The 20,801-nt window shown below is 58.0% G+C and carries 20 protein-coding genes; 12 read left to right on the forward strand and 8 right to left on the reverse strand.

Annotated elements, in window-relative coordinates:
• Positions 1-74 precede the first annotated feature (74 nt).
• From pdxH to QQX03_RS02320, 3 genes are read left to right on the forward strand one after another with little or no spacing between them, the layout of a single operon-like run.
• Positions 75-644, forward strand: coding sequence for a pyridoxamine 5'-phosphate oxidase (gene pdxH / locus QQX03_RS02310; RefSeq protein ID WP_285976939.1), 570 nt, complete (start codon positions 75-77; stop codon positions 642-644).
• Positions 641-1,555, forward strand: a complete 915-nt coding sequence (locus QQX03_RS02315) for a cation diffusion facilitator family transporter (protein ID WP_285976273.1) — start codon at positions 641-643, stop codon at positions 1,553-1,555. Before pdxH ends, QQX03_RS02315 begins: the two co-directional genes overlap by 4 nt.
• 2 nt (positions 1,556-1,557) lie before the next feature.
• A complete protein-coding gene (locus QQX03_RS02320) occupies positions 1,558-2,346 on the forward strand; it encodes a PhzF family phenazine biosynthesis protein (RefSeq protein WP_285976274.1) in 789 nt (262 codons plus the stop codon).
• Here the strand turns inward: QQX03_RS02320 and QQX03_RS02325 are convergent.
• Positions 2,339-3,475 (reverse strand): serine hydrolase domain-containing protein, encoded by a 1,137-nt coding sequence (locus QQX03_RS02325; RefSeq protein ID WP_285976275.1) that lies wholly within the window; start codon positions 3,473-3,475, stop codon positions 2,339-2,341. The two genes, QQX03_RS02320 and QQX03_RS02325, sit on opposite strands and share 8 nt — an antisense overlap.
• Positions 3,476-3,509: 34 nt before the next feature.
• On the opposite strand from QQX03_RS02325, the gene QQX03_RS02330 reads away from it, so the two are divergent.
• Positions 3,510-3,860: a hypothetical protein gene (locus QQX03_RS02330; protein ID WP_285976276.1), complete on the forward strand. Its 351-nt coding sequence runs from the start codon at positions 3,510-3,512 to the stop codon at positions 3,858-3,860.
• Positions 3,861-3,866: 6 nt separating this feature from the next.
• Here QQX03_RS02330 and mnmA read toward each other — a convergent pair whose 3' ends face one another.
• The gene (gene mnmA, locus QQX03_RS02335; protein WP_285976277.1) at positions 3,867-5,021 is read right to left on the reverse strand and encodes a tRNA 2-thiouridine(34) synthase MnmA; all 1,155 of its coding nucleotides are present in this window, start codon (positions 5,019-5,021) and stop codon (positions 3,867-3,869) included.
• Positions 5,022-5,160: 139 nt separating this feature from the next.
• Between mnmA and QQX03_RS02340 the strand changes: the two genes are divergently transcribed.
• From QQX03_RS02340 to QQX03_RS02360, 5 genes are all read left to right on the forward strand, one after another.
• Positions 5,161-5,475 (forward strand): hypothetical protein, encoded by a 315-nt coding sequence (locus QQX03_RS02340; protein ID WP_285976278.1) that lies wholly within the window; start codon positions 5,161-5,163, stop codon positions 5,473-5,475.
• Complete coding sequence (gene sciP, locus QQX03_RS02345) at positions 5,468-5,767, forward strand: CtrA inhibitor SciP (protein ID WP_285976279.1); 300 nt, start codon at positions 5,468-5,470, stop codon at positions 5,765-5,767. The genes QQX03_RS02340 and sciP overlap by 8 nt, the downstream gene beginning before the upstream one ends.
• A 457-nt stretch (positions 5,768-6,224) precedes the next feature.
• Positions 6,225-7,415 (forward strand): efflux RND transporter periplasmic adaptor subunit, encoded by a 1,191-nt coding sequence (locus tag QQX03_RS02350; RefSeq protein WP_285976280.1) that lies wholly within the window; start codon positions 6,225-6,227, stop codon positions 7,413-7,415.
• A gap of 15 nt (positions 7,416-7,430) precedes the next feature.
• Positions 7,431-10,907 carry an efflux RND transporter permease subunit gene (locus QQX03_RS02355; RefSeq protein WP_285976281.1) on the forward strand — a complete coding sequence of 1,159 codons (3,477 nt, stop codon included), beginning with the start codon at positions 7,431-7,433 and terminating at the stop codon, positions 10,905-10,907.
• A 30-nt stretch (positions 10,908-10,937) separates the two neighbouring features.
• Complete coding sequence (locus QQX03_RS02360) at positions 10,938-12,233, forward strand: DUF445 domain-containing protein (protein ID WP_285976282.1); 1,296 nt, start codon at positions 10,938-10,940, stop codon at positions 12,231-12,233.
• 13 nt (positions 12,234-12,246) lie between these two features.
• On the opposite strand, the gene QQX03_RS02365 is transcribed toward QQX03_RS02360, so the two are convergent.
• From QQX03_RS02365 to QQX03_RS02375, 3 genes are all read right to left on the reverse strand, one after another.
• Complete coding sequence (locus QQX03_RS02365; protein WP_285976283.1) at positions 12,247-13,131, reverse strand: energy transducer TonB; 885 nt, start codon at positions 13,129-13,131, stop codon at positions 12,247-12,249.
• A gap of 69 nt (positions 13,132-13,200) precedes the next feature.
• A complete protein-coding gene (locus QQX03_RS02370; RefSeq protein WP_285976284.1) occupies positions 13,201-14,130 on the reverse strand; it encodes an electron transfer flavoprotein subunit alpha/FixB family protein in 930 nt (309 codons plus the stop codon).
• A gap of 30 nt (positions 14,131-14,160) precedes the next feature.
• Positions 14,161-14,913, reverse strand: coding sequence for an electron transfer flavoprotein subunit beta/FixA family protein (locus tag QQX03_RS02375; protein WP_285976285.1), 753 nt, complete (start codon positions 14,911-14,913; stop codon positions 14,161-14,163).
• Positions 14,914-15,112: 199 nt separating this feature from the next.
• Between QQX03_RS02375 and QQX03_RS02380 the strand changes: the two genes are divergently transcribed.
• Positions 15,113-16,012: a DUF6265 family protein gene (locus QQX03_RS02380; RefSeq protein ID WP_285976286.1), complete on the forward strand. Its 900-nt coding sequence runs from the start codon at positions 15,113-15,115 to the stop codon at positions 16,010-16,012.
• A 70-nt stretch (positions 16,013-16,082) separates the two neighbouring features.
• Here QQX03_RS02380 and sucC read toward each other — a convergent pair whose 3' ends face one another.
• On the reverse strand, positions 16,083-17,282 hold the full coding sequence (sucC, locus tag QQX03_RS02385) for an ADP-forming succinate--CoA ligase subunit beta (protein WP_285976287.1): 1,200 nt from the start codon (positions 17,280-17,282) through the stop codon (positions 16,083-16,085).
• A 136-nt stretch (positions 17,283-17,418) separates the two neighbouring features.
• Here sucC and QQX03_RS02390 point away from each other — a divergent pair, with 136 nt between their 5' ends.
• Positions 17,419-18,216, forward strand: coding sequence for a 3'(2'),5'-bisphosphate nucleotidase CysQ (locus tag QQX03_RS02390; protein WP_285976288.1), 798 nt, complete (start codon positions 17,419-17,421; stop codon positions 18,214-18,216).
• A gap of 34 nt (positions 18,217-18,250) precedes the next feature.
• Here QQX03_RS02390 and QQX03_RS02395 read toward each other — a convergent pair whose 3' ends face one another.
• Positions 18,251-18,949: a YiaD family glycine zipper/OmpA-like lipoprotein gene (locus tag QQX03_RS02395; protein ID WP_285976289.1), complete on the reverse strand. Its 699-nt coding sequence runs from the start codon at positions 18,947-18,949 to the stop codon at positions 18,251-18,253.
• Between the two features lie 160 nt (positions 18,950-19,109).
• Here QQX03_RS02395 and QQX03_RS02400 point away from each other — a divergent pair, with 160 nt between their 5' ends.
• A complete protein-coding gene (locus QQX03_RS02400; RefSeq protein ID WP_285976290.1) occupies positions 19,110-20,402 on the forward strand; it encodes a hemolysin family protein in 1,293 nt (430 codons plus the stop codon).
• Here the strand turns inward: QQX03_RS02400 and QQX03_RS02405 are convergent.
• Positions 20,389-20,799, reverse strand: coding sequence for a DUF3035 domain-containing protein (locus QQX03_RS02405; RefSeq protein WP_285976291.1), 411 nt, complete (start codon positions 20,797-20,799; stop codon positions 20,389-20,391). The two genes, QQX03_RS02400 and QQX03_RS02405, sit on opposite strands and share 14 nt — an antisense overlap.
• Between the last annotated feature and the right edge of the window lie 2 nt (positions 20,800-20,801).

A 20,801-nucleotide genomic window follows, 5' to 3' on the forward strand; every position in this document is an offset into this window, starting at 1 on the left:
AAATCATCGTGCCACAACCGACTGAAGAACAAATAGCGCGGCTTGCCTTGAGCGAGATCGCTGACAAGGATCCGATGGGTCTGTTCCAGGCCTGGTTCGAGGACGCGAAGGGGTCGGAACCTAACGATCCCAATGCGATGGCGCTGGCTACCGCCACGCCTGACGGTGCGCCTTCGGTGCGTATGGTGCTGTTGAAAGGACATGGCCCGGATGGTTTTACCTTCTACACTAATGCACACAGCCGCAAGGGCGGCGAAATCCGCTCCAACATGCAGGCCTCCCTGCTGTTTCACTGGAAAAGCCTGCGTCGCCAAATTCGCATCGAAGGCCCGTTGACCGAGGTCTCGCCCGAAATGGCGGACGCCTATTTCCACTCGCGCCCTTTCGTGAGCCAGGTTGGCTCTGCCGCCAGTGATCAATCGCGTCCGCTTGAAAGCCGAGCCACATATATCCGCCGGATCGAACAGCTCGAAGAGGCATGCAAGGAGGCCGACGAAGTTCCGCGCCCACCGCATTGGACCGGCTTTACGCTCGCGCCGCAGCGGATCGAATTCTGGCGCGATCGGGCGAATCGCTTGCATGATCGCCGCCAATTTGACCGTACAGTCGATGGCGGCTGGACCAACACGTTGCTGTATCCATGAGCCGTTCCTCGCTGACCCGCAGTGCGGCTTTCGCTTCGATCGGGACAGCTCTGTTTCTGGTCGGGTTGAAGCTTTGGGCGGCATGGAAAACCGATTCCACGGCAATGCTGGGCAGCCTCGCTGATACGGCGCTGGATCTTATTGCCAGCATTGCGACGCTTGTCGGTGTGTGGATTGCTTCCCAGCCCGCTGACCGGAACCACCGTTTTGGGCATGGCAAGGCAGAGGCGCTGGCTGCTGTCTTCCAAGTGATGCTGATCACTCTGTCTGCTGGCGGGATCGCCTTGCGTGCGATCACACGCTTGATCGAGGGCGGAGAGACCGCTGCGGCGGAGGAAGGGATTGCGGTATCTGTTATCGCAATCCTTGCGACCTTTGCCCTGCTGGCTTGGCAGCGGCATGTAATCCGCAAGACAGAATCGATCGCGATCCGGACGGACCATCTGCATTATCAGAGTGATCTGTTCCTCAACATGGCGGTTATCGTGGCGCTGGTGCTTGACCAATACCTCGGCCTAAGTCTGGCGGATCCGTTATTCGGGCTGGCTATAGCTGCATGGCTTGCTTGGGGGGCTTTTCGCGCAGGTGGCGAAGCAATTGACCATTTGATGGACCATGAATGGCCTGAAGAACGGCGCGACGAGTTTCTCGCGGTGCTTGCGCGGCATCCTGACATCCGCGGCGTGCATGACTTGCGCACGCGGACCAGCGGCGCAGATGACTTTGTCCAGTTTCACATGGCCGTGGATCCGCATCTCTCGATCGTTGAAGTGCATGACATGATGGATGAGGTCGAAGCGCGGATCGAAAAGGAATTTCCCGGTGTTGAAGTGTTGATTCACCCCGATCCGAACGGGCTGGTCAACGAACAGGGGCCCGCCGCAGAAGAGCTATTGCCCGAACGCAACTGACCATGCACCAAACGATTGTTTTCATCGATGCCTTCGCAGGCGAGGATGCGCGCGGAAATCTCGCCGCTGTCATAGAGCTGGACAGTTATCCCGACGACGCGGTGTTACAGGCCCAGGCGACTGAGATCGGCGCCCCTGCAACCGTATTTCTGCGCCCGCGGGATTCGCAAGACGCATTTGATGTGCGCTGGTTCAGTCCGGAACAGGAGATCGTTCTGTGCGGCCATGGTGCATTGGCCGCAGGGCATGCGGCGCTTTCGCAAACGCAGACCCACAGCGTGAACCTGCATACGGCAACCGGCAAAGTGCTGGGCATTACGAGCAATGGGCCTGACGCGTCTTATGAGCTGTCATTGCCTGCTCTGCCGACAATGCCGCACGAATGGCACCAACTGGTTGCGGCGTTGGGGGCAGAGCCGCGCGAGCTGCGCTGGAATCCCGCTGGCTATGCATTGGCGATTTACGACCGGCCTGAACAGGTTGCGGGGTTGAAGCCGGGCATGAGCGGCCTGGAAACACGCGGCAAAGTGCAGATTACGGCCAGCGCCGCGGGATCTCTTCCGGGCAGGAAATCCGACATTACCAGTCGCGTTTTTTCAAATGCCGGGCGCGAGGACGCGGCAACCGGGTCTGCCCATGCGGTGTTGACCCCATATTGGACTGAAAGATTTGGCAAGTCGCAACTGCATGCCTTTCAGGCGAGCGCGCGTGGCGGTGTGTTTGTTTGCCGGATGGATGCCGACCATGTGGTGCTGAGCGGCCGATGTATAGAGGTGCCTGACGCTATCTGACGGGGTAGAGCTTCATCACGTCAGCCACTTCCTGCAGCATGGCGATGCGTTCTTCGCGATTGGAGTGGCCCAATCTCACGACTGTCAGGTGCTGCTCGGGTGAGACAATCACATATTGGCCCATGTGGCCAATCAGTGAGAACATGGAGTGCGGAGCACGATCTGGGAATAGCGGGTGCTCCGCCTCCGGATCATCGAGAGGATGATTGAGCCAGGTCTGAAAGCCATAATGCGGGCTGCGCGGGCTTGATGTGATCATGGCATGCACCCAGCGGCTTGGGACCAATTGCTCTCCGCCGGGTGACGAGCCCTTGCGCCGCAGGAATTCGCCCAGCTTCGCCCAATCACGCGCATTGCCATGGATCAGCGATCCACCAATCAATGTGCCTGAGGCGTCAAATTCCGGCACCATGCTATCCATGCCCAGCGGGCCAAACAGCCGGGCTTCCAGGAAATCCGCAACAGCCTGCCGCCGCGCATCGGGATGCTCACTGGTCGTAAGTGCACGGGCAGCAATATCGGCCAGGATGACGCTGGTGTTGGACGAATATTCAAACTTTGCTCCGGGCTCTTCTTCAAGCGGTTGCTCCTTGGCCCAACGCGCCATGTCGTCCCGGCCATCCAGAAACAACATGCGCACCTCGCTCGACTGGTACGGGGGATCGCCCGCCTCGGTGTGGCGCAAGCCGCTGCGCATTTGCAGCAGCTGACGCAATGTGATCTCTCCGCGCGGATCGCCGGGTCGCTGCCACATCGCCACCCGCGCGCTTTCATCCAAGCTCAGACGGCCGTCTGCCACCAGCATGCCGATCATGATTGCAGAGACAGTCTTGGCCATCGACCAGCTGATCATGCGGGTGTCTGGGCCGTACCCCTCACCATATCGCTCAGCCGCGATCTCACCGTTTTGCATGACAATAAGAGCGCGGGTTTCGCCAAGCCCATCTCGAGAGAACAGATCGTCGACTTCGCGCGCAAGCTCTTGAGTGGGCGCGCCAGCGTTTTGCGTAACCGCTGCAAGCGCGGCTTCGTCGAGCGGGGCGGGTTTTTGTGGCACATCCGCGCACGAAGTGAGGGCTGGCAGCAAAGCGAGAGTGGCGATAGGGAGAAGCGACCGCTTGATATTCATCGCGCCTAATTCGCGCACCGCAATAGGATTGGCAATGGCAAAATCTTCCGCACGAACTGCCTCACGATCATCTGGCCGTGGTTGGATCGTATTGCTTCTGCTTGCGGCGGTATTAGCAGCCGCCGGATGGTATTTCCGCGAACCAGCGCAGGGTTATGCGCAAACAGCGACCGCCTATTCCGCGCGTGTGGCATGCTCGTGCAGATTTGTGGCCGGGCGCGATCTGGAAGATTGCGAGAAAGACAAGCTGGCCGGTATGGAGCTTGTTACGCTGACCGAAGATGTCGCTGCGCAATCGGTTACCGCGCGTTTCCCGCTGATTTCCCATGACACAGCCTCGTTCCGCGAAGGATATGGCTGTGTGCTGGAGAAATGGGAGAGCTAAGCGCGCCTACGCCGCGCTAGTTGTGCTTTCGATCCAGCCGCCGCCGACCACGCGCTCTCCGGCGTAGATCACCGCAGCTTGACCAGGCGCAACACCAAATTCGGGATTGGCAAAGCGGATCGTCGTGGTGGCGCCGTCTCCCAGTGGCCCGTCCAGAGTAATCGGCACAGGTTTGGCCAGACTGCGCACTTTAGCCGTCAGCGGCGCATCTGGCAGCGGCCCGATGCGATTTGTCTCGATCACTGTCGCCGAAGATACCGCCAGCATGATCTTAGGGCCGACTTTGACGGCACGATTGGCCGCATCAAGCCCTACCACATAAAGCGGTTCGGGCTGTCCGCCAATGTCCAGACCGCGGCGCTGGCCAACTGTGTAATGAACAATGCCCTTGTGTTCGCCCAGCGTCTCGCCGGTTTGCGCGTGGACGATCGGACCGGAAGCGCCGCCCTCTGGCCGCATCTTCTTCACGATCTTGGCATAGTCACCGTCCGGCACAAAACAGATGTCCTGGCTGTCTGGCTTGTTGGCATTGCGCAGCCCAGCCTGTTCAGCCAGTTCGCGGACCTGCGATTTAGGCAAGCCGCCCAATGGGAAGCGCAGATAGTCGAGCTGGTCTTCGGTCGTTGCGAACAAGAAGTATGACTGATCGCGCGCCGGATCGAGTGCGCGATGCAATTCCGGCCCTGCTGCACCGATATGTCGCCGCACGTAGTGGCCGGTGGCGAGGCAATCGGCCCCCAGCTCACGTGCCATCTTGAAAAGATCGGTGAACTTGGGCCCCATATTACAGCGTATGCACGGCACAGGGGTGCGCCCGGCAAGATATTCATCGGCAAACTGTTCGACCACGTCTTCGCGAAATGCGCTTTCGTGATCGAATACATAATGCGCAATGCCCAGACGATCAGCGACATTGCGCGCGTCGGAAATGTCATCGCCAGCACAGCAAGCGCCCTTGCGCCCGGTTGCCGCGCCATAATCATACAACTGCAATGTGATGCCGATGACTTCTGCACCGCTCGCAGCGCCAAGCGCGGCCACAACAGACGAATCAACACCGCCCGACATAGCAACAACTATGCGGCTTTCGCTCGCCGGTTTTGGCAAGTCGAACAAAGCTTCGGGCGTCAACCCTGCTGAAAGATCCATAGTGATGGTCATGATTGGCAGCGCCCCTACACGTGTTGGTGGCTCAATTCCAGTGATCTGACATTACACTGCCGGGCGCGGCCTAATCCTAAACACAGGGTAAACCGCGGCTTTACCTAATCTTGAGAAGCTTGGGTTTAAAGCGCTGATCATGATGTTCGATTCTCGAATCACACCCATTGCCACCAAAGGCGCATCGCAGAGCACAGCCCTGCGCGCATTCGGCTGGCACGAGCTGACTGCTCGGATCAATGCCGCGCGTGATCTGCGCCATGAACTGTCTGGCGAAGCAACCTTGATGACTTCCAGCTTTGCAGATGCCGCCGCCGGCTATTTTGCTTTCGGCAAGCAAGGCAAACGGGACGTTAGCGCTAATGCTTTAGAGGCGGGAAAAGCTTGTCATGGCAAAGACATCGTTGACGGTTGTGATGCGAGAACAAGCGAAGCAAGAGAGATAAATGATTGAGAACCAAGAAATTCGCCCGGTTCAGGTGATTGGCCCCCTCGGGGAGCCGCTGACCACAGATGATCTGCCGTCGCCGGAGACCAAGCGATGGGTCGCTCGCCGCAAGGCGGAAGTGGTCGCGGCCGTCAACGGTGGCCTTCTGACAATCGATGAAGTTCTTGATCGCTATGATCTGACGCTGGAAGAGTTTGCTTCATGGCAACGTGCCGTAGACCGCTCTGGCATGCAGGGCCTCCGGGTGACTCGTGTCCAGCACTACCGCGCTCTGTACGAGCGTCAGCTCAAATACTGACTACGCAAATCACTGGAAATACGCACACGGCCTAATAGGCACAGCCTTCTCGCGCTGTTTGTGATTCTGTCGCTGATCAGCGAACCCGCATAGCTCGCCTTGCTTGGACGAGCCTCTCCGGTCCATTGCTCGACATCTCCGAGAGCGTGCTGGAATTCTCGATTACTGGCCTTGTTGCGGCCCTAGCAGGCGCCGTCGTGCCAATGGGCATCATGAATCTGATTCAGTGTGCACGCCTGCGCTAAGCCGCATTCTAGCACTAAATTGTTGATTTTAATGAACGTGGCCGTTCAATTAGCCTAGCATTTTTCGTGTGCGCGGGAACGAATCTAGAAGCCCCTCGTCGTAACACTATGTCGCTTGTCGAGTGGCACATTGCGACACAGGATAGACACGTTTATTGGAAATTGCGCAGGGTGAGTTATACGTATAATACACTTTGCGCAAGGGAAGTGCCATGAATTATGAATCCAATTTCAAGTCTGAGACGATCGATTCTATCCAGTCAGACTATGATCTCTCTGGTCAAACCGAGCATCCCTCGCGTTTGAAGTGGATCATTGCGGCTACCGTATTGATCGTTGCGCTCTTGGCCGCGCTGTATGTTTTCCTGACAAGCGGAGATGCGGCTCGCGAAGGGGCGGGCGATGACAGATCGCAGGCCCCTAGTGTGACTGTAATCGCGCCGGGCCGCACAGAAATGACCGGCTCGCTTGTGGCAACGGGAACTCTGGCTGCACGCCGGGAAATGCCGGTTGGTGTGGTTGGCGAAGGCGGTCGCGTTGTCTCAGTTCCTGTCGAACAGGGCCAGTGGGTGAAGGCCGGTCAGGTGCTTGCTTCGATTGACCGTTCGGTTCAGTCTCAACAAGCGCGCAGCGCGGAGGCGCAAATCGAAGTTGCCACAGCTGATGCCGATCTGGCGCAGGCAAATCTCGATCGTTCGCTACAACTGGTCGAGCGCGGGTTTGTTTCGAAAGCTCAGGTAGACCAGCTGACCGCGACACGTGATGCAGCGCGGGCCCGCGTTGCGGTGACGCGCGCGCAGTACAATGAATTGCTTGCCCGAAATGCGCGGCTGAACATCATTGCGCCAGCCGCGGGCCTCTTGCTTGAGCGTAATGTCGAGCCTGGCCAGACTGTTAGTGCCGGTTCGGGCACACTGTTTCGTATCGCCAAGGGCGGCGAGCTGGAACTCAATGCCCAGGTTGGCGACAGCGAACTTGTGCGTCTCTCGGTTGGGCGCCCGGCTAAGGTTCAGCCCGTCGGTTCGGACGATGTATTCGAGGGCCAGATCTGGCAGATTGAGCCATTCATCGATGAACGCACGCGCCAGGGGACCGTTCGTATCGCGCTGCCCTATTCGCCAGAATTGCGTCCGGGTGGTTTCGCGACAGCTGAAATCAGCAGCGGTGTCGTAAATGCGCCGATGCTGCCGGAATCCGCAATACTCTCCGATCAGGAAGGCAGCTTTGTCTATATAGTGGACAAAGACAACAAGGCGCGTCGCCGCCGTGTCGAAACCGGTCTTGTAACAGACATTGGTATTGCGATAGCATCCGGGCTCGACGGCACCGAGCAGGTCGTTTTGCGGGCTGGCGGTTTCTTATCCGATGGTGAATCGGTCTCACCGCAATTGCAACAAAAATAAAGCGAAAGGCTCCTCGTGAATTTTCGCAACATCTCAGCATGGTCAATCCGTAACCCGACCATTCCTCTCGTCCTGTTTGCATCATTGCTACTGGCAGGAATGCTTAGCTTCTACCGCCTGGATATTGTGAACAATCCTGACGTCGAATTTCCCGGCGTCCGTGTAAACATCTCGCAGCCTGGTGCTGCGCCCACCGAAATTGAGAACCAGATTACCCAGCAGGTCGAATCAGCAGTTCGTTCGCTCAACGGCGTCCGCAATATCAGTTCGACGGCCAGCGAAGGAAACTCGAGCACATTTGTCGAGTTCGAAATCGGCGTAGACCCAAATGTCGCTGTGGCGGATGTGAAGAACGCGCTCGACACAATACGCGGCAGTTTGCCAGACGGCATTCTTGAACCGCGCGTCAGCCGCGTTGATATCGCTGGCGGCTTCTTGGGCATTTTTGCTGTTGAAGCCAATGACATGACGATCGAGCAGCTAAGCTGGTTTATCGATGATACTGTCGCCAAGCGTTTGCTCGCCATACCGGGCATGGCAGAGGTGGGCCGGTTTGGCGGCGTGAACCGCGAAATTGAAGTCACGCTCGACCTCCAAAAGATGCAATCCCTGGGCGTCACCGCAAGCCAGATCAACCAGGTACTTCGCGTTGACAATATCGACGCAGCGGGCGGCATGGCAGAGGTTGGCGGAACGCGGCAATCGGTTCGCGTCTTAGGCAATGACGCAACCGCATTCGAACTTTCGCAACGCCAGATCCGCCTAACAAGCGGTGTCACAGTCAAGCTATCTGAGGTAGCGCGTGTGCGCGACGGCTTCTCCGAGCGCACTTCGATCAGCAAGGTGCGCGGTAAGGAAGTGGTGAATTTTTTCATGTCCCGCGCAAAGGGTGCTTCAGACGTCACCGTTTTCGATCAGGCCAAAGTTGTGATCGAGGAGGTTCAGGCCGAAAATCCGAATGTGAAGTTCATTCCGCTTTTCAACACGGTCAAATACACTGAAAGCCAATACGAGAGCTCGATTGCAGCGATGGTCGAAGGCGCGATCCTGGCCGTAATCGTAGTGTTCTTCTTCCTGCGCGATTGGCGCGCGACGATGATTTCCGCGGTTGCTATCCCGCTTTCGGCCATCCCGACATTCTGGTTCATGGATTTGATTGGGTTCAACCTCAATTTCCTCTCGCTGTTGGCGCTCGGCCTGGTCGCCGGCGTGCTGGTTGATGATGCGATTGTGGAGATTGAGAATATCGTGCGGCATATGCGGATGGGCAAGTCTGCTTATCAGGCTTCGATTGATGCGGCGGATGAAATCGGGCTGCCGGTTGTGGCCACCAGTTTCTGTATCGTGGCGGTGTTCCTGCCGGTTGGCCTTATGCCGGGCGTGACCGGACAGTTCTTCAAAAACTTCGGCCTGACGGTTGTGATCGCGGTGCTGATGAGCCTGGCCGTTGCGCGTATGATCACGCCGATGCTGGCGGCCTATTTCCTGGAGGCAAAGGGCCATGCCGCGCATGGTGAAGGCAAGTGGATGGACCGCTATATGCAGGTCCTGCGCTGGTCGCTGAACCGTGGTACGATGCATGCGCGGCGTGAGGGATTGCCAGGACCAAAGCGTCGTTGGCTCTATGTAATCGCGTTTCTTTTGCTGATTCCAGTTCTCTTGGTGACGTCGGGCATAGCGGTCTTTGCCTCGTTTGGTGCGATGGATGGTTTGCAAGTCGCCTCGACAATTGCCGGTGGACTTACCGGAGGCGAACATTCATTCTTCTACGGCTGGATCCAGCGACCAATTCTCATCCTACAACTTGCTATCGCGACCGCCGTTGGCTTCGTTGCGTTGCTCCTTATATTTGGTTTGCTTGGTGTTGCGACGCGCCTGTTCGGAACTCGCTTAGCTAAGACATGGCAATATCTTTACGCCCGCTTCTTCGATCACCGCGTCTGGATGTTGGGCCTCGGCTACTTCTCTTTCTTGCTTACCGTTTTGCTGTTTGGGCAGACACCTTTCCAACTTGAACCGGAAATTGATGACGAGAATGCGCAGATCGAAATCGAAATGGTGCCAGGCACCACTCTAGAGACCACCGAGCAAGTAGCCGAGCAAGTTGCTGATCTGCTTTACGAACAACAGGAAGTGCTTCGCGCTTTGGAGCGTGTGCAACAAGGCCAGGCGACGATCTACATCACTTTGAAGGATGACCGTGAGCGCAGCTCGATCGAGTTTGAGCGCGAAATGTCACCTATTTTAGCGCGCATTCCCGATGCGCGCGTTCGCTTCCAGAACCAGAATGGCCCCGGCCGCGGCAACGACAGCGGCCGTGCCTTGACCATCATGCTGGCCGGTTCGGATCCGGTCTTGCTGAGCGAAACAGCTGCACGCTTGGTCGAGGAGATGAAGGGCCTTGACGAGATTGTTGCACCCCGGATCAGCGCGGATATTCCGCGCCCTGAAATAATCATTCGGCCACGAACCGAATTGCTATCCGAGCTCGGCATTTCGACAGTTGCTTTGAGCCAGACGATCCGGATCGCGACAATGGGAGAAATCGAGCAAAATTCTGCCAAATTTTCGCTATCTGATCGCCAGATTCCGATTCGCGTGCGTTTGCCCGAGGGGGACCGCCGTGACCTTACCACGCTGCAGAACATGCCAGTGCCCACCAATGCAGGTACGTCTGTACCGCTTGGGACAGTGGCCGACATCACTTTCGGCGCAGGACCAACCCGTATTCAACGTTACAACCAGAATCGCCGTGTTTTCGTTGGCGCCGATTTGGCGAGCGGCGTCCTGCGGGGCGATGCGATGCAACTGGTCAACGCGCTGCCAACATTGCAGGATTTGCCGCAAGGGGTGATCCGCGATGCTGTTGGCCAGGATGAGCTTCAAGCTGAGCTGCTCGAAAATTTCGCAGCTGCGCTTGTCGCAGGGATATTGCTGGTCTTCGGCGTCTTGGTGCTGCTTTATAAACGTTTGATGAGCCCGCTCGTCAACATGACCTCGCTGGCGCTGGCGCCGTTGGGCGGCATCTTCCTGGTGTGGCTGGTGGGACAACCGCTCTCCATGCCGGTGTTGATCGGCACCTTGCTGTTGCTCGGCATCGTCTCGAAGAACTCGATCCTGCTGATCGATTTCGCGATCGAAGAGATGGCGAATGGTACGCGTAAACTCGATGCAATCATGGAGGCCGGGCACAAGCGTGCGCAGCCGATTGTGATGACGACCGTCGCCATGACCGCTGGTATGGTGCCGACTGCCATCTCGCTTACAGGTGACGGCGCGTGGCGCGCACCGATGGGCACCGTGGTGATCGGCGGCCTGATCCTGTCGACGCTGCTGACCCTGCTGATTGTGCCTGCGGGTTTCAGTCTGGCGGATGGTTTGGAAAAACGGATCGGCCCGTGGATGCGCCAGCGGTTCCTGACCTATCGTCCGGACGAGCATGGCGAGGGTACCGGCGGCGACGCTGTTCCAGGGGTGCAACCTGCAGAGTAATTTGCGAATAGTTGTGCTAGGCGGCTGATCATGGCGACCAGCGCTCTACCTCACGCATACAAGTTCGGCGGCGAACCGCTGACGGCGGATCGCGCACGGCGCATGCGCTGGACGGCCACAGGCCTGCTCGGCGTTATGGCGGTGCTGTTCTTCACCACGCATGGTCTGGTGGGCGATCACTGGGCCTGGGGCTATGTCAATGCCTTTGCGGAAGCGGCCATGGTCGGCGGACTGGCAGACTGGTTCGCGGTGACCGCACTGTTCCGCCATCCGCTGGGCATTTCTATTCCGCACACTGCGATTATTCCGGAAAACAAAGACCGGATCGCGGACACCATGGCACAATTCCTGCGCGAGAACTTCCTCACGCCCGCCGTTGTTGCGCGGCGCATGGCGGGCATGAATATGGCCAAGGCGGTTGGCGAATACCTCACCAATCCCCGGTCAAGTCTTGAAGAGGGCGATGGCCCCTCACGACTGACGGGCGGCGTGTCTGAACTTCTCGCCGAAGTACTTGAATCGCTCGATCCGGATCGCTTGGGCAATCAGGTTCGCGCGGGGCTTGGCAATCAATTTGCCAAGATCGATGTATCACCGCTCGTCGGGCGCATGCTCGAGGGCGCGATTGCCGATGGGCGCCATATGCCGCTGATGGATGGTTTTATCCGCTGGGCAGGGCTGACGCTTGAAGACAATGAAGGCACGGTCCGTGATATCATCGAATTGCGCGCGAATGCCGTGATGCGCTGGACTGGGCTGGATGAGCGGATTTCCATCTCTGTTCTCGATGGGCTTTACAAACTGCTGGCCGAAGTTCTGGTCGATCCCGAGCATCCAATTCGCAGCAAGATTGAAGAGGGCTTGGAAAAACTCGCAAACGATCTTCAGCATGATCCCAAAACGCGCGAGCGGGTGGAATCGATGAAGCGTGACCTGATCGAGAATCCCGCGCTGGCCGATTGGTGGATGGGTGTTTGGGAGCGTATCCGGCAATCGCTGATCCGCGGCGCGCGTGATCCAAAAAATGTTTTGGGCGAGGAGATGCGCAAGCTGCTCGGCGAGATGGGCAGCGCGATGCAGCAGGACCTTCGTTTGCAGCTTCAGATCAACAGGCTTGCGCGCCGTACAATGGTCGGCGTTGCTACCCGATATGGCGGGCAAATCGTGCAGCTGGTGTCAGAAACGGTCAAGCGTTGGGACGCTGTTACCATTACCGGCCGTATCGAAAGCGCGGTCGGTCGCGATCTGCAGTTCATCCGCATAAACGGCACGATCGTGGGTGGCCTCGTGGGGATGACGCTGCACTTTATTATTGGGTGGATGTGAGCGGAGCTGCGCTTTAGCTAACGCGATAGATGATATTGGTCTGATAGAAAGATCGCATCGGATTGCCCCCCTTGTCCAAAGCTGGTTCAAACTCGGCGCGTCGCATTTCTCTACAAGCAGGGGGGTCAAGCGATTCCGCGATAGTTGCCTTGTCCAAGATACAATCCGAGATGGAGCCGTCTTCTTCCACTGTCACCCGGAGACGGATGATGCCGCTCTCACCGCGCCGTAGCGCTTGCAACGGGTAGGTTGCTTTAATGCGCCGCACAACGGCCTGCTCATTCGTCCATCTGGGCAATCGACTCATGGTTTCATGCGCCGCACGGTCAAGACCCCAAGCTTCGACGAAATTGAGTGCACATTCGTTCATAACCGTGACTGCTTCACCGAGGTCGCCGGTATTGAATACGACATTTCGCTTGCCATAGCTCACCGAAATCGAGTCGATCTGATTGGCTGCTTCGACATCAAGTCGGGGCAAGGGTGCCTTGCGCCGTTCTTCTTCCGCGTCGCCTTCGGTTTCGGGCCTGACCCTAAAGTTCATGTTGGAAAAGATCAGAGATGCACCCACACCCTCAGTGTTCCCAAGCATCGGCATTTGATCGGTCATTGGTTCGAATCCACCAAACTGGATTTCTATGCGATCCGGCCGCCTGAATCGTTCGAATGCCGGTCCAATCGCCATGAATCCAAAGCTCGATTTTGGGCCACCCTGTTCAATGAAAAGCAGATGTCTGTCTTCACCTTCGCCAAATGCCCTTGCCAGGCGACACTTCTCTTCGCCGAAATCCACACTCCAATAGCTGCTTGGTTCAAGGATCACCGTGTCGTCATCAGCCGTCGCAGGCGCGGCGATGCCGATTGATCCTGCTACCAAGACAAGTCCCAAAGCGCGCATAAAACAAAACCTCCGACGTGCTTCCTAGCCCGCCGAAGGTTCCATTCAACCCTAAGGTTTTCTGTAGTTCTAAAGTTTTTCAGTCAGTTCCGGCACAGCCTTGAACAGGTCAGCGACAAGGCCGATGTCCGCCACCTGAAAGATCGGGGCGTCTTCATCTTTGTTGATGGCGATGATGGTCTTTGAATCCTTCATGCCAGCGAGGTGCTGAATCGCGCCGGAGATACCGATCGCGACGTAGACCTCCGGTGCCACGATCTTGCCGGTCTGGCCGACCTGGTAATCATTCGGGACATAACCTGCGTCCACCGCAGCGCGCGACGCGCCGATGCCAGCGCCCAGCTTGTCAGCAAGCGGCGTGATCGTTGCTTCGAAGGTTTCCGAGTCCTTGAGTGCGCGGCCGCCCGATACGATCACCTTTGCGCTGGTCAGTTCAGGACGCTCGCTCTTGGCGATCTCGGAGCTGACGAAGCTGGATGTGCCTGCATCGCCTGTGCTTCCAACCGCTTCGACATTGGCTGAGCCGCCTTCAGGCGCGGCCTTGTCAAACGCTGTGCCGCGAACCGTGATGACGAGCTTTGGATCGCTCGATTCCACAGTGGCAATCGCATTACCTGCGTAGATCGGACGGGTGAATGTCTTCTCGCCCTCGACTGACAGAATGTCCGAGATTTGCATCACGTCGAGCAATGCGGCGACCCGCGGCGCGATGTTCTTACCCGTCGTAGTTGCGGGCGCGAGGAACGCGTCATGGCTATCCATCAGGCCAGCGACCAATGGCGCAACATTCTCTGCCAGCGCGTGCTCGTAAGCTGCGTCGTCTGCCAGATGCACCGTGCCAACGCCTGCGATCTTGGCGGCTTCGTCTGCCACGCTTGCGCAGCCTGAACCCGCGACCAGCAGATGCACGTCGCCCAGCTTTGCCGCAGCGGTGACCACCGCCAGCGTTGCGTCCTTAACGCTTGAATTGTCGTGTTCGACCCAAACGAGAGTTTTCATGGTTCTTTCTACCTTTCCTGTCCGGGTTTCTTACGCGATGCCGAGCGCTTTGATTTTGGCGACCAGAGCATCAACATCTTCGACCTTTTCACCGGCCTGGCGAACCGGCGGCTCGGAGACATTGGTGGTGGTGAGGCGCGGGGTGATGTCCACGCCGTAGTCAGCCGGGCTCTTCGTATCGAGCGGCTTCTTCTTCGCCTTCATGATGTTCGGCAGCGAAGCATAGCGCGGCTCGTTGAGGCGCAAGTCAGTGGTAACAATCGCTGGCAGCGAGAGCTTTACGGTTTCCAGACCGCCGTCGATCTCGCGCTTCACAATCACGCTGTCGCCATCCACCTCAACGGTATTGGCGAAGGTGCCTTGCGGGCGGCCCATCAGGGCGGCGAGCATCTGACCGGTCTGGTTGCTGTCGTCAGAGATTGACTGCTTGCCGAGCATCACGATGCCTGGGCCTACTTCCTCAGCAATGGCTTTGAGGATTTTCGCAACCGCGAGCGGCTCTACATCAACGCCGTCTTCCACCTCGACCAGAATCGCGCGGTCTGCACCCATGGCGAGCGCGGTACGCAGCGTTTCCTGCGCCTTGGCCGGGCCGACAGAGACTGCAATGATCTCTTCTGCCTTGCCAGCTTCCTTGATACGAATCGCCTCTTCAACGGCGATTTCATCGAAGGGGTTCATGCTCATCTTGACGTTGGCCAGGTCTACGCCTGAACCATCCGCCTTGACGCGCGGCTTCACGTTGTAGTCGATCACCCGCTTGACGGGGACGAGGATTTTCATGGGATTTCCTTCCTCTTGAATAGCGCGGTGCTCACCTAGCTTGCGTTTACGTAAACGTCAAGTCAGGCAAGGCCTCGAGAATCTCTAAAAATGCGCGACTGTCACTCGCCGTCTCAGCGCTTCAGGTCAAGGATTCGTTCCGCCGAGCTGGACTAGCCATTTGGTCAGGGATAGCCTGCGGAATGATCGGGAGAAGGCGATGAAACTGAGCAAGCGTATGATGCTGGTTATGGCTGCGGCGCTTTCGGCCGCACCTGTAGCGAGCGAAGAACCGCAGATGGAAACGCGAATAGGCGAGAAGGATTTCGTTTCACCGCCTGCCACAATCGGCCAGCTGGACTGGCTCGTGGGTCAATGGGCAGGCGAAGGCATTCAAGGCGCGCCCGCTATGGAAAGCTGGCTATCGCCGATTGGCGGCACGATGGTGGGCGCCTTTGTGCAGGAGACAACCGAAGGCGCGATCATGTTCTCTGAGCACATGTACATTCTGCCTCAGGACGGCAGCCTTGCGCTCAAGCTAAAGCACTTCAATGCCGACTTGACGGGCTGGGAAGAGAAGGATGATATGCTCACCTTTCGCCTCGTCGCTATCGAGCCTTGTGCAGCCTATTTCAACGCGCTGACACTGCGCTGTGCCGATCCGGATAATCCGGGCGAAGGGCTGGTGGCTGCTGTACGGATGCAATCCGGTGGGGAGCTGAGTTTTCGGTTTGACCGAATGGCGGGGCCGGGTGCGTCGTCCATTGAGCGCTGTCTCGATGCTGTTTCCACCGTAGAAATAAACGAATGCCTTGCGGCGACTCTAACGCGTGCAGACGGCCATCTCGCTCGTTACCTCGCCGCGGCGATTGAGCGGGCAAAAGACGAATCGGTTCTCGTGGCTAAGATCAAGGCAGGCGACGACACCTTTGTCGCGTATCGTGAAAGTGAATGCGATGCAGTTTATGAGAATTGGAAAGGTGGAACAATAAGGGGCGCGATGGCTCTTGATTGTAAGATCGCTATGACCGACCGGCGCACGTACACAATCTGGCAAAACTGGCTGACATACATGGACGGAGCTCCACCAATTTTGCCTGAACCCGGGCCGACGCGGTAGCGCCGCCCAAAAGAAAGGCCCCGCCAGCGAATGCCGGCAGGGCCTTTCAAATACTTCGCGAATTTGACGCTTAAGCCGCTTGCTTCACCTCAGCCACGATCTTCTTCGCGGCATCGCCCAGATCATCGGCCGGAACGATCGGCAGGCCGGAATTGGCGAGGATCTCCTTGCCTTGCTCGACATTGGTGCCCTCGAGGCGAACAACCAGAGGTACACTTAGGTCGACTTCCTTGGCCGCAATCACGATACCTTCCGCAATCGTGTCGCAGCGCATGATCCCGCCGAAGATATTGACCAGGATGCCTTCGACTGCCGGGTCTTTCAGGATGATCTTGAACGCCGCAGTGACCTTTTCGGTTGTCGCACCGCCGCCCACGTCAAGGAAGTTCGCCGGGAAGGCGCCGTTCAACTTGATGATGTCCATCGTCGCCATGGCAAGTCCTGCGCCATTGACCATGCAGCCGATGTTGCCGTCCAGCTTGATGTAAGCGAGGTCATACTCGCTCGCTTCGACTTCAGCGGGATCTTCCTCGGTTACGTCGCGCAGTTCTTCGACATCCTTGTGACGGAACAGCGCATTGCCATCGAAGCTCATCTTGGTGTCGAGCACCAGCAGCTGGCCATCCTCGGTCTCGACCAGCGGGTTGATCTCCAGCATTTCCATGTCGAGATCCATAAAGGCTGTGTAGAGCTGCTTGGTCAGCTTCTGGCACTGCTTGTTGAGATCGCCGGTCAGTTTGAGTGCGAAGGCAGCCGCGCGGCCATGATGCGGCATGAAGCCTTGGGCCGGGTCGATAGTGATCGTGGTGATCTTTTCCGGCGTATTGTGCGCTACATCTTCAATGTCCATCCCGCCTTCGGTCGAGACAATCATCGCAACGCGACCCGATGCTCGGTCGACCAGCATCGACAGGTAGTATTCCTTAGCAATATCAACACCATCGGTAACGTACAGGCGGTTGACCTGCTTGCCGGCGTCGCCCGTCTGGATGGTCACCAGCGTGTTGCCGAGCATTTCCTTGGCATGCGATTCGACTTCTTCAATGCTTTTTGCCAGACGAACACCGCCGCCTGCGTCCGGGCCCAACTCCGAAAACTTGCCCTTGCCGCGGCCACCCGCGTGGATTTGCGCCTTCACGACATAAAGCGGTCCGGGCAGTTTCTTTGCGCCTTCAACAGCTTCTTCAACTGTGAGCGCAGCGTGGCCGGCAGGGATGCCAATGCCATATTTCGCGAGAAGTTCTTTTGCCTGGTATTCGTGGATATTCATAGGGAGGCCGTTTCCTTTGCTTGAGGCTTTCCGCTGGAATGTTTCGCAAAGCGCCTAAGCATGGTTTCGCCGCCTTGAAAAGCAGACTTTGGACGTGCAGTGCCAAGACTGACAATTTAAGGGGTAATTCATAGTCTTGATCGATAGCGACCGCCTCGAAACCATTGTCCGTGAAGCTGGCCGGATCGCTTGTGATCTGTGGCCGGGTAATGGACATGCGCTGGACAGTTGGGAGAAGGAACCCGGATCGCCCGTTTGCGAGGCGGATCTGGCGGTTGATGCATTCCTGAAGCGCGAACTGGGCGCGTTGCTGCCTTCCGCCGGTTGGCTGTCGGAGGAGACCGGAGATGCGCCCGAGCGCCTGAATCGTGGCTTGATCTGGTTGGTTGATCCGATCGACGGCACGCGTGATTTTGTGCGCGGGCGCACCGGCTGGTGTGTGTCGGTAGCGTTGGTCAGCTCAGGCAAACCGCTTATCGGCATGTTGTGCGCACCTGCCCGCAAAGAAGAGTGGCTAAGCGTCGCAGGCAAAGGCGCGTGGTGCAACGGAGCGGCACTGCGCGCATCGCGGCGCGCCATTTTTTCGGGTGCGCGCGTTCCAATTGACCAATTGCCGCAAGCAGACAGCGATCTTGTTATGGTCGACAAGCCAAACTCGATTGCCTTGCGGATTGCGATGGTTGCGGCGGACGAGGCGGATCTGGTCGCAACGCTGCGCTGGGGCTATGAGTGGGACATTGCCGCGGCAACCTTGATCGCGCGTGAGGCCGGTGCAGAAGTCACAGACGCTTTCGGCGGGCCGCTCGCCTACAACAAACGCGATCCGCGCGCCTTTGGCGTTCTGGTTTGTGCCCCTGAGATTCATGGCGATGCAGTCGCGCGACTAGCGGATCGCGCAGCGGAACTGGCCCCAACAACAAAGGGCCAGCGCTAAGGCCGGCCCTTCGCTTGTTTCAAAAGCTGTAGGCTTAGTAACTCTGCTGGGGTTGCGCCTCCCGCACATCCTGTTCGTCGAACGGAATGATCTTGATCTCGACCCGGCGATTGCGCGCGCGGCCTTCTGCAGTGTCATTCGATGCGACCGGCAAAGTCTCGCCAAAGCCCTGCCAGCGGATTCGCGCTTGCGAGACGCCGCGCGACTGAAGGTAGTTGGCAACGGTTTGCGCGCGGCGCTCTGACAATGTCTGGTTGAATGCATCCGAACCGGTCGAGTCGGTGTGGCCATACACATCGATCAGACTGTTGGGATACTGCACCAGATTTTCCGCTACGCCGTCTAGCGTGCTACGGAAGCCGGGGTTCAGCGTCGCGCTGCCAACATCGAATGTCACATTGTCAGGCAGGTTGAGCAAGATCGCCTCGCCATTGTCGACTTCAGTGACTTCAACGCCAGAGCCTTCGGTCTCTTCTTTCAGCTCCTTGATCTGCTGATCCATTGTGTAGCCGGCGTAACCGCCCGCTGCGCCGCCAGCCACCGCGCCGACAATACGTCCGGTCTTGCCGCCAATTGCGCCGCCAAGCAGCCCGCCCAGAACTGCACCCCCGACACCGCCAATGGCTGTGCGTGAGACTTTGCGCTCGCCGGTGTTGGGGTCCGTGACACAGGCACTGGTGCCCAACAGCGATGCCGCCGCCAGGCTCGAAAGCATAATTCGTGATGTTTTCATCAAGATTCTCCTCTGCATCAAATCGGCGGATTGCCGAATCGGCCCCCAGCGACCGAACTTCCCCCAAAGCAGAGATCGCTAATGCCACAGTTTCTAGGCGCTTAAGGCTTGCTGCGCAATGAAGCTGGCAAGCGCGCTGATTTGTGCTAGCGGTTTATGCGTGACACCGTTTCCTTGGCCTGAAGCCCTCATTATTGCTTGCCTGATCGTGCTCAATGGCGTGTTTGCCATGTCCGAGCTGGCGATTGTATCGGCTAAGCCTGCGCGCCTGAAGGGCAAGCGAGACAAAGGCTCGGCCGGTGCGAAGGTTGCGCTGCAGTTGGCGGCTGATCCCGGCAAGTTTCTCTCGACCGTGCAGATCGGGATCACACTGGTGGGCATTATCGCCGGTGCCTATTCTGGGGCGAGTCTGGGCGGGCCAGTGGGCGAGCGGATGTTGGCCTTGGGCGTCCCGCCTGAATGGGCCGGTGATGCCGGGTTTGCGCTTGTGATCGCGCTGACGACATATTTCAGCCTCGTGGTAGGCGAGCTTGTGCCCAAGCAGCTGGCCTTGCGGCATGCCGTACCGATCGCGGTAGCAATGTCGCGCCCTATGGCGCTTGTGGCCAGAATTGCCGCGCCGCTCGTCTGGGTGTTGGATACATCGTCTGGTTTGCTGATTCGTTTGCTGGGCGTGCGTCCGGGTGGGCAGTCGTCTGTGACCGCTGAAGAACTGCATATGATCTTCGCTGATGCAACGCGTTCAGGCACGATCGAGGAAGATCAGCATCAGATCCTGACCGGTGTTGTGCGTTTGGCAGAACGGCCAGTACGCGAATTGATGACGCCGCGTACTGAGCTCGACTGGATCGATGTCAGCGCGGACGAAGCAGCGATCCGCCAGGCAATCGAAGACAGCCCGCATTCTTTGCTGCCAATCGCGGACGGATCGCCCGACAATGTTCTGGGCGTTGTGAAAGTGCGCGAAGTTCTTGGCGCGCTGGTGGCGGGAGAGAAGGTGTCCTTGAAGCGGCTGATGCGCAAAGCGGAAGTCGTCCCCGATCAGCTTGATGCCATGGACGCGCTGCGCGTGCTCCAACAATCTGAAGTCGCAATGGCGATGGTTCATGATGAATATGGCCATCTGGATGGTATCATCACACCGGTCGATCTGCTCACCGCAATGGCCGGCGAATTTGCCAGCGATCAGGATGAAGGTGATACGCCGCTGCTGGTCGAGCGCGAGGATGGATCGCTATTGGTGTCGGGATCGCTATCGGCCGATGCGCTCGCGGACCGTTTGGGCATCGAATATGACGTGAACCGGGAGTTCGGCACTGCGGCCGGTTACGTATTGTCAGTCCTGAAACAGCTACCTGTCGCAGGAGATCATTTCCACGATCAGGGCTGGCGCTTTGAGGTTGTCGATATGGACGGTCGCCGGATCGACAAACTCTTGATTAGCCAGGAATAACGGCAGTCGCTGATGCGCCTGCACCTGAAGGTGCAGCGATGATGTCGCGCGTAACAGAGCCCTTGGCGACCGTATTGGTCTGCGGGTCACCCACTGAAGAGCGGATGCCGGGCGCCGCTGTGCCCGCGCGGTCCAGCGCGCTGGTTTCTACCTGACTGCGCGGGGCAGGGCCACCAAACAGGGCTTCCAACGCCTGTTCTTGCGTCGAGCCATCGCCAGGGCGCGGTGCACCCGGAGCTGGCGGAACAAGATTGAAGTCTGGCGGAACCACCAAAGGTGCCTGACGTTGCACAGCAAACTCGTCTGGTCGTTCGCGGTTCAAAAAGCCGCCACCGCCGCATCCGGCCAGCATGGCGCTGGTCGCGATCAGGAGAATTGGTGTCTTTAGGCTAGGCATTG

Source organism: Altererythrobacter rubellus, from assembly GCF_030284385.1.
GTDB classification, from domain to species: domain Bacteria; phylum Pseudomonadota; class Alphaproteobacteria; order Sphingomonadales; family Sphingomonadaceae; genus Erythrobacter; species Erythrobacter rubellus.